Annotated in this window: 11 protein-coding genes and 1 pseudogene; 8 read left to right on the top strand and 4 right to left on the bottom strand. The window is 68.1% G+C overall.

The genetic code is table 11. The annotated features are described in order from the left end of the window. From B4A72_RS09720 to folD, 8 genes and pseudogenes are all read left to right on the top strand, one after another. Window positions 1–1,145: pseudogene (locus B4A72_RS09720) on the top strand (hypothetical protein); the annotation flags it as partial. A gap of 28 nt (window positions 1,146–1,173) precedes the next feature. Next, a complete protein-coding gene (gene tolB, locus B4A72_RS09715; RefSeq protein ID WP_414692137.1) occupies window positions 1,174–2,517 on the top strand; it encodes a Tol-Pal system beta propeller repeat protein TolB in 1,344 nt (447 codons plus the stop codon). A 33-nt stretch (window positions 2,518–2,550) separates the two neighbouring features. Then, window positions 2,551–3,087: a peptidoglycan-associated lipoprotein Pal gene (pal, locus tag B4A72_RS09710; protein ID WP_292953279.1), complete on the top strand. Its 537-nt coding sequence runs from the start codon at window positions 2,551–2,553 to the stop codon at window positions 3,085–3,087. Beyond that, the gene (locus B4A72_RS09705) at window positions 3,087–4,013 is read left to right on the top strand and encodes a tol-pal system protein (protein WP_292953282.1); all 927 of its coding nucleotides are present in this window, start codon (window positions 3,087–3,089) and stop codon (window positions 4,011–4,013) included. The genes pal and B4A72_RS09705 overlap by 1 nt, the downstream gene beginning before the upstream one ends. 10 nt (window positions 4,014–4,023) lie before the next feature. Beyond that, on the top strand, window positions 4,024–5,262 hold the full coding sequence (gene tilS, locus B4A72_RS09700; protein ID WP_292953285.1) for a tRNA lysidine(34) synthetase TilS: 1,239 nt from the start codon (window positions 4,024–4,026) through the stop codon (window positions 5,260–5,262). Between the two features lie 57 nt (window positions 5,263–5,319). Then, window positions 5,320–7,209 carry an ATP-dependent zinc metalloprotease FtsH gene (gene ftsH, locus B4A72_RS09695; RefSeq protein WP_292978461.1) on the top strand — a complete coding sequence of 630 codons (1,890 nt, stop codon included), beginning with the start codon at window positions 5,320–5,322 and terminating at the stop codon, window positions 7,207–7,209. 256 nt (window positions 7,210–7,465) lie between these two features. Continuing rightward, complete coding sequence (locus B4A72_RS09690; protein WP_292953294.1) at window positions 7,466–7,768, top strand: chorismate mutase; 303 nt, start codon at window positions 7,466–7,468, stop codon at window positions 7,766–7,768. Then, entirely contained in the window at window positions 7,765–8,640 is an 876-nt protein-coding gene (folD, locus tag B4A72_RS09685; RefSeq protein WP_292978459.1) for a bifunctional methylenetetrahydrofolate dehydrogenase/methenyltetrahydrofolate cyclohydrolase FolD, read from the top strand. The genes B4A72_RS09690 and folD overlap by 4 nt, the downstream gene beginning before the upstream one ends. Window positions 8,641–8,712: 72 nt before the next feature. On the opposite strand, the gene B4A72_RS09680 is transcribed toward folD, so the two are convergent. From B4A72_RS09680 to ruvA, 4 genes are all read right to left on the bottom strand, one after another. Continuing rightward, window positions 8,713–9,123, bottom strand: a complete 411-nt coding sequence (locus tag B4A72_RS09680; RefSeq protein ID WP_292953300.1) for a PaaI family thioesterase — start codon at window positions 9,121–9,123, stop codon at window positions 8,713–8,715. Then, a complete protein-coding gene (ruvB, locus tag B4A72_RS09675; protein ID WP_292953304.1) occupies window positions 9,116–10,147 on the bottom strand; it encodes a Holliday junction branch migration DNA helicase RuvB in 1,032 nt (343 codons plus the stop codon). The genes B4A72_RS09680 and ruvB overlap by 8 nt, the downstream gene beginning before the upstream one ends. Further along, on the bottom strand, window positions 10,144–11,037 hold the full coding sequence (htpX, locus tag B4A72_RS09670; RefSeq protein ID WP_292953477.1) for a zinc metalloprotease HtpX: 894 nt from the start codon (window positions 11,035–11,037) through the stop codon (window positions 10,144–10,146). Before htpX ends, ruvB begins: the two co-directional genes overlap by 4 nt. 6 nt (window positions 11,038–11,043) lie before the next feature. After that, the coding region (gene ruvA / locus B4A72_RS09665) for a Holliday junction branch migration protein RuvA (RefSeq protein ID WP_292978457.1) at window positions 11,044–11,538 on the bottom strand (495 nt) is incomplete at its 5' end.

Below are 11,538 nucleotides of genomic sequence, written 5' to 3'. Positions count from 1 at the left end.
AGGCCGAGGAACAACGACTGGCGGCCGAACGCGAAGCCGCCCGGGAGGCTCGGCGTCAGGCCGCCGAACAGGCGGCCCGCGACGAGGCCGAGGCCAGGGCCGCAGCCGAAGCGCGCCAGGCCGAGCAACGGCGGCAGGCGGCCGAAGCGCAAGCCCGCGAGGAAGAGCGCCGCGCCGCAGCCGAAGCGCAGGCGCAGGCGCAGGAACAGGCCCGCCAAGAACGGCAACGCCGCGAGGCCGAGGCCCGCGCCGCCGAGGAACGCCGCGCCGCCGAGGCAAAGGCCGAGCAAGAGCGCCGCGCCGCCGAAACCAGGGCCCGCGCCGAGGCCCAGCGGCGCGCCGAACAGGAGCGGCAGGCAGAGGCCGAACGACAGGCGGAAGAAGAACGGCGGGCCGAGCAAGAGCGGCAGGCAGAGGCCCGGGCCGCGCGCGAACAGGCGCAGCGCGAGGCGGAAGAACGCCGCGCCGCAGCGGCAGCCGAGGCCGCCGAACAGGCCCGGGCCGACAGAAAGGCGCTGGAGGATGCAGTGCGCGAAGCGGGCCAGACCGGGGCCGGCGGGGCCGAGACGGCCTCGACCGGGGATACGGCGGGTGGCGACCGCCAGCGGATCGATGGAGGCAGCGGCGCCTCGGCCGATCAGGATCCGCTTGCCGCGGCCCTGGCCGGGGCACTGTCGCAGGGCACCGAGGGCGGCGGGCAGGACGCGACCAGCGCCGATCCCCTGCAGCTTGCGCCGACACCGATCAGGCCCACGCCGCTGCCCGATCCCGCCCGGGAACCGGGTGCTGATGCGGGCGGGCCCGGCAACCCGCCGATGGGTGAGCCCCTGTCGCTGTCCGAGAAGGACGGACTGAAATTTGCGATCCAGGATTGCTGGAACGTGGGTGCGCTGTCGGTCGAGGCATCGCGGATGACGGTCTCGGTCGGCTTCTCGATGACGCCCGATGGCCGTCCCGAACCCGCCAGTCTGCGCATGGCGGATTACCGGGGCGGTTCGGAAACCGCCGCCCGGCAGGCCTTTGACGTGGCCCGGCGGGCCATCCTGATGTGTGGACGCGCAGGCTTTGCCCTGCCGTCCGGAAAATATGGCCGTTGGCGCGATGTCGTCGTGGACTTCCGCCCCGACGGCGTCGGGTTTGAATGATGCGCGTCGCGGCTTTCCGTCGCGCGCCATGAACGGTAGAAAGGACGCCATGTTCCGCCGCCTGACCCTGACCCTGACCGCCTCGCTGGCGCTTGCCGCGCTGACCCCCGCCCTGGTCGCAGCGCAGGATGCCGGCCCCCTGCGTATCGAGATCACCGATGGCGTGGTCGAGCCGATGTCGATCGCCATCCCGGCCTTCTTCGGCGATGACGAGGTGGCGCGGAAGGTGCGCGAGGTCGTGGCCGACGATCTGACCGGCACCGGCCTGTTCCGCGAAATCCCCGCCGATGCGCAGACCGCAAAGCGCGGCAGCTTCACCGAGCCCGTGTCCTACGAAGACTGGCGGGCTGTAAACGCGCAGGCACTGGTCAGCGCCGAAGTCACCCGCCAGGGCGAGGATATCAGCGTCAAGTTCCGCCTGTTCGATGTCTTTGCGGGCCAGCCCCAGGGCGATGGAATGCAGTTCGACGCCCGCGCGGGCGATTGGCGACGTGCCGCCCACAAGATCGCCGATCAGGTCTATTCACGGCTGACCGGTGAAAGCCCGTATTTCGACAGCCGCGTGGCCTTCGTCCAGGAAACCGGGCCGAAGGACGCAAGGATCAAGCGGATCGGGGTGATGGATTACGACGGGGCGAACCCGCTGTGGATGACCGATTCGTCCTCGCTGGTTCTGGCGCCGCAATTTTCCGCCGACGGTCGTCAGATTGTCTATACCAGCTTCGAATCGGGATTTCCGCAGCTTCGCATCCTCGATGTCGCCTCGGTCCAGTCGCGTCCGGCGACGCAGGGAGGCGACAGCATGGCATTCGCACCGACCTTCAGCCCCGATGGCCGCTGGATCGCCTATTCGCTGGAAAGGAACGGCAATACCGATATCTGGCTGATGGACGCGGCGACCGGCGCCCAGAGACCGCTGACCGAAGCGCCTTCGATCGAAACCTCGCCCAGTTTCAGCCCCGATGGCAAGCGGATCGTCTTCGAATCCGATCGCTCGGGGACGCCCCAACTCTATATCGTGGGAATCGATGGCGGCGAGCCGACGCGGATCAGCTTTGGCGAAGGTCGCTACGGATCGCCCGCCTGGTCGCCCAAGGGCGACATGATCGCCTTCACCCACCAGGAGGGTGAAAAGTTTTTCATCGGGATCATGCGCACCGATGGATCGGAAGAGAAGAAATTGACCGAATCGTTTCTTGACGAGGGGCCGACCTGGGCCCCCAATGGCCGCGTCGTGATGTTCACGCGGGTGACGCCGGGCGGAAACGGCCAGCCCCGGCTGCATTCCGTGGATATCACGGGCCGCAACATGCGACCGCTGAACCTTGACTTTGCCGCCTCGGACCCGTCTTGGGGTCCGTTGATGCCATGATCCATGCCCGACGCCGCCCGGAGGATGCCCGCGATGAATATCTGGATGAAAGCCGCCTCTGCCGCCTGCCTTCTGCTTCTTGGTGCCTGCACCCAGCCGGCGCCGACACCGCAGCAGCAGGTCTATGATCCCTATGCCAATAACGGGGCGGGCGCGCAGTATCAGGGCCAGCTTTCGGGTGGAACGCTGGGCGCCGAGGCGACGGCGGATTATTTCCGCACCAGCGTCGGCGACACGGTTCTGTTTCCGGCCGAACAGACGACCTTGACCTCGGACGCGCGCGCCACGCTGTCGCGACAGGCGCAGTGGCTGAACCGGAACACCAACTTTTCGGCCGTGGTTCAGGGTCATGCCGAAGAAACCGGCACCCGTGAATACAACCTCGCGCTCGGCGCCCGCCGCGCCAGCGCAGTTCAGGAATACCTGATCGCGCAAGGCGTCGAGGCCGGCCGCATCCGCACCGTCAGCTTCGGCAAGGAACGTCCGCTCGCGGTCTGTTCGGACGAGGCCTGCTATGCCAAGAACCGGCGCGCCGTGACCGTGGTCAGCGACAGCGGGGCCGGTTCGTGATGCGCCGCACCCTTGCCGCAGCCGGCCTGGCGGTGCTGTTGGCGCTGCCGCTTGCCGCCCGGGCGGATCAGGACCCGACCCTGGCCGATCTGCGCGCCGAACTGTCCCAGGTGCGCGCCGAGCTGCAGTCGCTTCGCGCCCAGCTTGTCGCGTCGGGCGCGGCTGGGTTTCGGGCCGCAGGGGGCGATTCGGCCATCGACCGCATGAACGCGATGGAAACGCGCCTGGCGCGGCTGACCGACAGGACCGAACAGGTGCAGAACCGGATCAACGGGGTGCTGGCCGAATCGAAGCGGCGCATGGACGATCTGGAATTCCGCCTTTGCGAGATGGACGAGACCTGCGATCTGTCCGCGCTGATGACGCCCGACGCGCAGGGCGAGGGCGGCACCGGCACGCCCTCGGCGCTGGCACCGGCCGCGCCCGCCGATCGCGGCGCAGGCGCGGCGGGCAAGCCCGCCACGGCGGCCGAGCAGGCCGATTTCGATGCCGCCCGGCAGGTCATGAACAGCGGCGATTTCGCCCGCGCGGCCCAGATGTTCGGCGCAGTGGCCGAAAAACATGCCGGCGGGCCGTTGACCGCCGAGGCGCTGTTCCTTCGTGGCGCGGCGCTGGACAGCGCGGGCGATGAGCATGGCGCGGCCGCCGCCTGGCTGGAAGGCTTCGCCGCCGATCCCGAAAGCCCGCGGGCGGCCGAAAGCCTGCTGGGCATCGCGCGTGTCGTGGCCAACGACGATCCGACCGCCGCCTGTCTTTATCTGGCCGAGATTCCGGCCCGCTTTCCAGGCACCCCGCCCGCGGTCGAGGCAGAAACCCGCATGTCCAGGCTGGCCTGCGGCGCCAACGATCTGGGCGGCGGCGATCCGGGCCTGAGCGTCGAGATCGATCCCGAGGCAATGGCCGACATGATCGAGCAGCAACAATGAGTCCCGCGCCGTGACATCGGCCGCGGCCGATCCAGCCGCCCGCATCCGCGCCACGCTGGACCGACTGGCGGGCGACATGCCCGCCATCGGGCTGGCGGTGTCGGGCGGCGGCGATTCGGTCGCGCTGATGCATGTCGCGGCCGAATGGGCGCGCGGCCGCACGATCATGGTCGCCACCGTCGATCACGGGCTGCGCGCCGAAAGCGCCGAAGAGGCCCGGCAGGTCGCCCGTGGCGCCCGTCTTCTGGGCTTGAAACACGCCACGCTTCTGTGGCGGCGCGAGACCGAGGCGGGCAACCTGATGGCCCGCGCCCGCGACGCGCGATTGCGGCTGCTGGCCGGCTGGGCGGGCCGAAACGATCTTTCGGCGGTGGCGCTTGGCCATACCGCCGACGATCAGGCCGAGACATTGATGATGAGGCTGGCCCGCGGATCGGGGATCGACGGACTGGCGGCGATGACCGAATGGCGCGACGCTTTCGGAATGCGCTGGCTGCGCCCGATGCTGGGCTGCGGACGGGCCGAACTGCGCGACTGGCTGCGTGGACGCGGCATTGCATGGGCCGACGATCCCGGCAACGAGAACGAGGATTTCGAACGCATCCGCATCCGCAAGGCGATAGAGGCGACGGGGCTGGACGTCCCTGCCCTCGCCCGCGCCGCCGCCCATATCGGCGAGGCCCGCGATGCCTTGTCCCATTACGCGGCTCTGGCCGCACGGGACGCCGATATCGCGAATGGCCGCATCATCCTGTCGCGCCGCGTTCTGGGGGATGCGCCGTCCGAGATCCGGCGCCGCCTTCTGGTCGCCTCCTGCCGCTGGGTGACGGGGGCCGATTATCCGCCACGCCGCGCCACCGCCATGCATGCGCTGGCGGCGGTCGCGAATGGCAGCCGGGTCACGCTGGATGGCGCGCTGCTGGACCCCTCGGGCGACGATCTGCGGATCGGCCGCGAACCCGCCGCCGCCCGGCGCGCCAGGCCCCTGACCGAAGACGGCATCTGGGACCGCCGCTGGCACGTCGAGGGGCTGCGCCCCGGCCAGCGCGTCGAGGCGCTTGGCATGGATGCACTGGCGGCGGTAAAATGGCGCATGTCGGGCCTGTCTCGGGATGGTGCCGCCGCCAGCCCGGCGGTCCGTCAGGGCGATGCGCTGATCGCCGCGCCGCTGCTGCGCGCGGCGCCGCCCCTCCGTCTCCGCCCGGTCCGGGGCGCGGCGGATTTCCGCACCCTGGTCATGGCGCATTGAACCTCGGCCGATAATCCCTATTTTCAGTGAAAATCGATTTCCGTCGGAGGACCCCTCTTGGGCAACGCACGCAATCTGGCCTTCTGGGTCGTCCTGTTCCTGATGATCCTTGCGCTGTTCAATCTGTTCAGCGACGGGGCGTCGACGATGAACAGCCGCCAGATCAGCTATTCCGATTTCATCGAGCGGGTGGACAAGGATCAGGTCAGCGCCGTCACCATCGATGGCGAGGACGTGGTGATCACCGGCACCGACGGCCAGCAATATTCGACCGTGCGTCCGCAGGGCGAGGAAATCGCCGACAAGCTGATCGCCAAGAACGTCAATGTGAAGGTCGTCAAGCAGCAGCAATCGGGCATCATGTCGATGCTGGGCGTCTGGCTGCCCTTCATCCTGCTGATCGGGGTCTGGATCTTCTTCATGAACCGGATGCAGGGGGGTGGCAAAGGCGGCGCGATGGGTTTCGGCAAATCGCGCGCCAAGCTTCTGACCGAAAAACATGGCCGCGTGACCTTTGACGACGTGGCAGGCATCGACGAGGCCAAGGAGGAACTGGAAGAGATTGTCGAATTCCTGCGCAACCCGCAGAAATTCAGCCGCCTTGGCGGCAAAATCCCGAAAGGCGCGCTGCTTGTCGGCCCTCCGGGCACCGGCAAGACGCTTCTGGCGCGCGCCATCGCGGGCGAGGCCGGCGTGCCGTTCTTCACAATCTCTGGTTCGGATTTTGTCGAGATGTTCGTGGGCGTCGGCGCCTCCCGCGTGCGAGACATGTTCGAACAGGCCAAGAAAAGCGCGCCCTGCATCGTCTTCATCGACGAGATCGACGCGGTGGGCCGCGCCCGCGGCGTGGGCATCGGCGGGGGCAACGACGAACGCGAACAGACCTTGAACCAGCTTCTGGTCGAGATGGACGGTTTCGAGGCCAATGAAGGAATCATCATCGTCGCCGCGACCAACCGCAAGGACGTGCTGGACCCCGCACTGCTGCGTCCGGGCCGCTTCGACCGTCAGATCCACGTTCCGAACCCCGACATCAAGGGCCGCGAGAAGATCCTGTCGGTTCACGCCCGCAAGGTGCCGGTCGGCCCCGATGTGGATCTGCGCATCATCGCCCGTGGCACGCCCGGCTTTTCCGGCGCCGACCTGATGAACCTGGTGAACGAGGCGGCATTGACCGCTGCCCGCATCGGCCGCCGTTTCGTGTCGATGGAAGACTTCGAAAGCGCCAAGGACAAGGTGATGCTGGGGGTCGAGCGGCGCAGCATGGTGCTGACACCCGAACAGAAGGAAAAGACCGCCTATCACGAGGCCGGTCACGCCATCGTCGGATTGTCGTTGCCGAAATGCGATCCGGTCTACAAGGCGACGATCATTCCGCGCGGCGGCGCGCTTGGCATGGTGGTCAGCCTGCCGGAAATGGACCGGCTGAATTTCCACAAGGACGAGGCCAAGCAGAAACTGGCCATGACCATGGCGGGGAAGGCCGCCGAGATCATCAAATACGGCGAGGATGGTGTGTCGAACGGCCCCGCCGGCGATATCCAGCAGGCCAGTCAACTGGCCCGGGCCATGGTCATGCGGTGGGGCATGTCGGACAAGGTCGGCAATATCGACTATGCCGAGGCGCATGAGGGCTATTCCGGCAATACCGGCGGTTTCTCGGTCTCGGCCGCGACCAAGGAACTGATCGAGGAAGAGGTCCGCACCCTGATCGAGGAAGGTTATCAGGAGGCCCGCCGGATCCTGATCGAGAAGGAAGAGGAATACGAGCGTCTCGCCAAGGGCTTGCTGGAATACGAGACGCTGACCGGGGAAGAGATCGGCAAGGTCATCCGCGGCGAACAGCTTGGCGGCGATGACGACATGCCGGGAAGCTCGATCCCCTCGGTCACATCGATCCCGAAGGCCGGAAAACCCGCGCCCGGCGGTGATCCCGCCCCGGCCTGAGGATTCTCGACCAGGAACAGGACGATTCCCCCCGGCCCTCATGATGGGCCGGTTTTTTTTTGCAGGCTCGCCGCCGGATCGGCATCTGGCAGGCCGGTGATTGATTTCGACCTTCAGCGCGAAACCCCTTTCCCCGCGCAGGCCAGGCCCGGCCGAGACCCGCACGCTGCCGGCGGCTTCGTGACAAAGCGAGCCAAGCCGCGCAGCGCCTGCGGCTCTTGCACCCGCCTGCCCGCCGGTGCATGTCCAAGGTCAGATGACCCGCACCGATGACATCCCCGACATGCCCGCCCTGCGCGCCCGAATCGACGCCCTGGACGCGCAGTTGATCGCATTGTTCGCCGAACGCAGCGCGCTGATCGACCGCGCCGCTCGGATCAAGGCGGAACGCGGACTTCCCGCGCGGATCGACTGGCGGGTCGAGGAAGTCGTCGCAAATGCACGCCGCAATGCCGCCGATGCGGGACTGGACGGCGCACTTTTCGCGCAAATCTGGCGCCAGCTGGTGGACGCCGCCATCGACCAGGAAGAACGCCACCTCAACGGAGACCGTCCATGACCGCCCATCTGATCGACGGCAAGTCCTTCGCCGCCACCCTGCGCGACCGCATCACGGCCGAAGTCGCCGCGCTTGCGGATCGCGGCATCACTCCGGGCCTGGCCGTGGTGCTGGTGGGCGAGGATCCGGCCAGCCAGGTCTATGTCCGTTCCAAAGGCAGGCAGACCCGCGAGGTCGGCATGAATTCCTACGAACACAGGCTGCCAGCCGAGACGACCGAGGCCGACCTTCTGGCGCTGATCGCGCGGCTGAACACCGATCCGGCCGTAAACGGAATCCTCGTGCAACTGCCCCTGCCCGGTCACATGAACGAGGCCGCGATCATCAACGCGATCGACCCGGCCAAGGATGTGGACGGGTTCCACATCCTCAACGCCGGGCGGCTGGCGACGGGACAGAAGGCCATGGTGCCCTGCACGCCGCTGGGCTGCCTGATGCTGCTGCGCGACCGATTGGGCAGCCTGTCCGGCCGTCACGCCGTGGTCATCGGCCGATCCAACATTGTCGGCAAGCCGATGGCGCAATTGTTGCTGCGCGACAGCGCCACAGTGACCATCGCCCATTCCCGCACCCGTGATCTGCCGGTGCTCTGCCGTCAGGCCGATATCCTGATCGCCGCCGTGGGCCGGCCGCATTTCATCAAGGGCGACTGGATCAAACCCGGCGCGACGATCATCGATGTTGGCATCAACCGCTCCGATGACGGCCTGGTCGGCGATGTGGATTTCGCGGCGGCGCGCAATGTCGCCGCCGCGATCACGCCGGTTCCGGGCGGTGTCGGTCCGATGACCATCGCCTGCCTTCTGGCCAATACGCTGACGGCGACCGCGCGCGCGAACGGCCTGCCCGACCCGGAAGGGCTGACACCCTGATCGGAGATGCCGGGCCGCAGGCTTCTTCGTTGCAAAAATACCCGGCCCGGCACGCCGCTGCGCGCCAGGCTGCTAGACGGGAATCATCGTGCCCTGCAACACCGCAACATGCTTTCGCGCCGTGCCGGTTTCAGCCCAGATATCGGCCGCCACGACCATGATCCGCCGTCCGGCCCGGATCACCCGTCCCTCTGCCAGCAGCCGCTGACCCAGGGCCGGTGACATCAGGTTGATCTTCATCTCGACCGTCATCACCTCGCGGTCCGCCGGCATCAGGGTCAGCGCCGAATAGCCCGCCGCCGAATCGCCGATCGAGAAGGCCAGCCCGGCATGGCCCGCGCCTTGCTGCTGAAGCGCGCCGGGCAGGATCGGCGCCTCGATCGCGACCCGCCCCTCGGCAATCCTCTGCAGCCGCGCGCCAAGGGTCTGCATCATCGTCTGCCGCGAGAAACTGTCGCGGATCCGGTTCTCGAACTCAGTCATGAAAAAGCCCGCCCTGCCTAGCCGCCTTCGGCGCATCCAGCCCCAGATGACGCCAGGCCCGCGCCGCCAGTTGCCGTCCCCGGGGCGTGCGCGCGATCAGCCCCTGTTGCAGCAGATAGGGCTCGATCACCTCCTCGATGGCATCGCGGCTTTCCGACAGCGCGGCCGACAATGTCTCGACGCCGACCGGCCCGCCCGCATAATGTTCGGCCATCAGCGTCAGATAGCGACGGTCCGCCCCGTCAAGGCCCAGATCGTCCACGCCCAGCCTTGTCAGCGCCGCGTCCGCGATCTGCCGGGTCAGCCTGCCATCGCCCTCGACCAGCGCGAAGTCGATCACCCGACGCAGCAGGCGCCCCGCGATGCGCGGCGTGCCCCGGGCGCGGCGGGCGATTTCCAGGGTCCCGTCGGGATCGGCCTCGATCGCCAGCAACCGCGCGCCGCGCTGGACGATCAGGTCCAATTCGGCCATCTCGTAGAATTGCAGCCGGGTCGGAATGCCGAAACGGTCCCGCAGCGGCGTCGTCAGCAAGCCCAGCCGGGTCGTGGCGCCAACCAGCGTGAAGGGCTGCAATTCGATGCGGACGGTGCGCGCGGCCGGGCCTTCGCCGATCACCAGATCCAGTTCGAAATCCTCCATCGCCGGATACAGGACCTCCTCGACGACCGGATTCATGCGGTGGATCTCGTCGATGAACAGCACGTCGCGCGCTTCCAGATTGGTCAGGATCGCCGCCAGATCGCCCGCGCGCGCCAGCACCGGCCCCGAGGTCATGCGGAAATTCACGCCCAGTTCGCGGGCCATGATCTGCGCCAGCGTCGTCTTGCCCAGCCCCGGAGGACCGAAGAACAGGGTATGGTCCATCGCCTTGCCGCGCATCTTCGCGCTGTCGATGAAAACGCGCAGGTTTGCCCGCGCATCGGCCTGTCCGACGAAATCGGTCAGGGCCTGCGGGCGCAGGGCACGATCTTCCGATTCGCCTTCCAGCGGTTCGGGACGCAGGTTGGGATCGGACCGGATCATCCGCGTCCCCAGGGGCCGGCGTCCCGCCGCCCGGTCACCGGAATGCGCGAGGGCGGCGTCTCGCCCTCCATCGCGCGAAGCCGCGCGATACGGTCCTCGGTCGGCGGATGGGTGGCGAAAAGACGGTCCATGCGCAATCCGCGCAGCGGGTTGATGATGAACATCGAGGCCGCGGCCGGGTTTCTTTCGGCCGGGACATTCGTGCTGCGGCCCGCCATCTGCGCGATCTTGGCCAGCGCCGAGGCCAGCGCGTCGGGTCGGCCGCAGATCCGGGCACCGGCGCGGTCGGCCTCGTATTCGCGTGTACGCGAGATTGCCATCTGCACCAGCATCGCGGCGACAGGCGCCAGCAGCATGGCGAGGATCGCCCCAAGACCGCCGCCGCGCCCCTCGCGGCCCCCGGTGAACAGCAGGAAATTGCCCATCATCGCGATCGCGCCGGCCATGGTCGCGGTCACGGTCATGATCAGCGTGTCACGATTCCTGACATGGGCCAGTTCATGAGCGATGACACCGGCCAGTTCGTCACGGCTCAGGCTGCGCAGCAAACCCTGCGTCACCGCGATGGCGGCGTTCTCGGGATTGCGGCCGGTGGCAAAGGCGTTGGGCTGTTCGGTCGGCAGCAGATAGACTTTGGGCATCGGCAGGCCTGCGCGCTGCGCAAGATCGGCGACCATCGCATGCAGTTCGGACGCCTGGCCTGGACCAAGCTGCACGGCGCCCTGTTGGCGCAGGACCATCCTGTCGCTGTTCCACCAGGCGAAAAGGTTGCCCGCACCCGCCAGGACCAGCGCGAAGAGCGCACCGCCCGATCCGCCCAGCATCCAGCCCAGCCCCATGACGATGGCGGTCATTGCCGCCATCAGCAGGAAGGTCCGCAGGTTTCCGATCATGCCCTATCCTTTCGGTGCCAGCGACCGCAGGGCCGCGCGGATCAAGCCGGGCGTCGCGGCCTCGGGATCGCGCGCCTGCGCCTCGGCCACGGCCGCCGCCGCCTCGGAGGAAGCGTAACCCAGATTGGTCAGCGCCGACAGCGCCTCGCCGGCCGATTGCGCGCCGCTGGCGGGCGGGCGCGCCGCCCCGCCGGGCCCCGTGCCCGGTGCAGCGGCGGCGGAGGGACCGGGTTCGATGCCCGGTTCCTCCGCATCGCCCGCGCCGGTTCCCGCGTCGACGGTCAGATCGCCGCCAAGCGCCATCACGCCGGGCGCCTTGTCCTTCAGTTCCAGCACCACCCGTTGCGCCAGTTTCGGCCCCACGCCCTGCGCCCTGCGCACCGCCGCCCAGTCGCCAAGGGCGATGGCGCGGCCCAGCCCCTCGGCGCCCAGCGTGCCCAGAACCGTCAGTGAAACCTTGGCGCCCACGCCCTGCACGCTGGTCAGCAGCCGGTGCCA

Origin of the sequence: Paracoccus sp. UBA5162 (assembly GCF_002413585.1) — a bacterium.
GTDB lineage: Bacteria > Pseudomonadota > Alphaproteobacteria > Rhodobacterales > Rhodobacteraceae > Paracoccus.
Note: the sequence above shows the minus strand (reverse complement) of the source record. Positions and strands in the feature narration are given on the sequence as shown.

Coding starts and splice junctions, on each gene's coding strand:
- B4A72_RS09705 (WP_292953282.1), top strand. CDS start 3,087: ATGCGCCGCACCCTTGCCGCAGCCGGCCTGGCGGTGCTGTTGGCGCTG.
- pal (WP_292953279.1), top strand. CDS start 2,551: ATGAATATCTGGATGAAAGCCGCCTCTGCCGCCTGCCTTCTGCTTCTT.
- B4A72_RS09690 (WP_292953294.1), top strand. CDS start 7,466: ATGACCCGCACCGATGACATCCCCGACATGCCCGCCCTGCGCGCCCGA.
- tolB (WP_414692137.1), top strand. CDS start 1,174: ATGAACGGTAGAAAGGACGCCATGTTCCGCCGCCTGACCCTGACCCTG.
- B4A72_RS09680 (WP_292953300.1), bottom strand. CDS start 9,123: ATGACTGAGTTCGAGAACCGGATCCGCGACAGTTTCTCGCGGCAGACG.
- folD (WP_292978459.1), top strand. CDS start 7,765: ATGACCGCCCATCTGATCGACGGCAAGTCCTTCGCCGCCACCCTGCGC.
- ruvB (WP_292953304.1), bottom strand. CDS start 10,147: ATGATCCGGTCCGATCCCAACCTGCGTCCCGAACCGCTGGAAGGCGAA.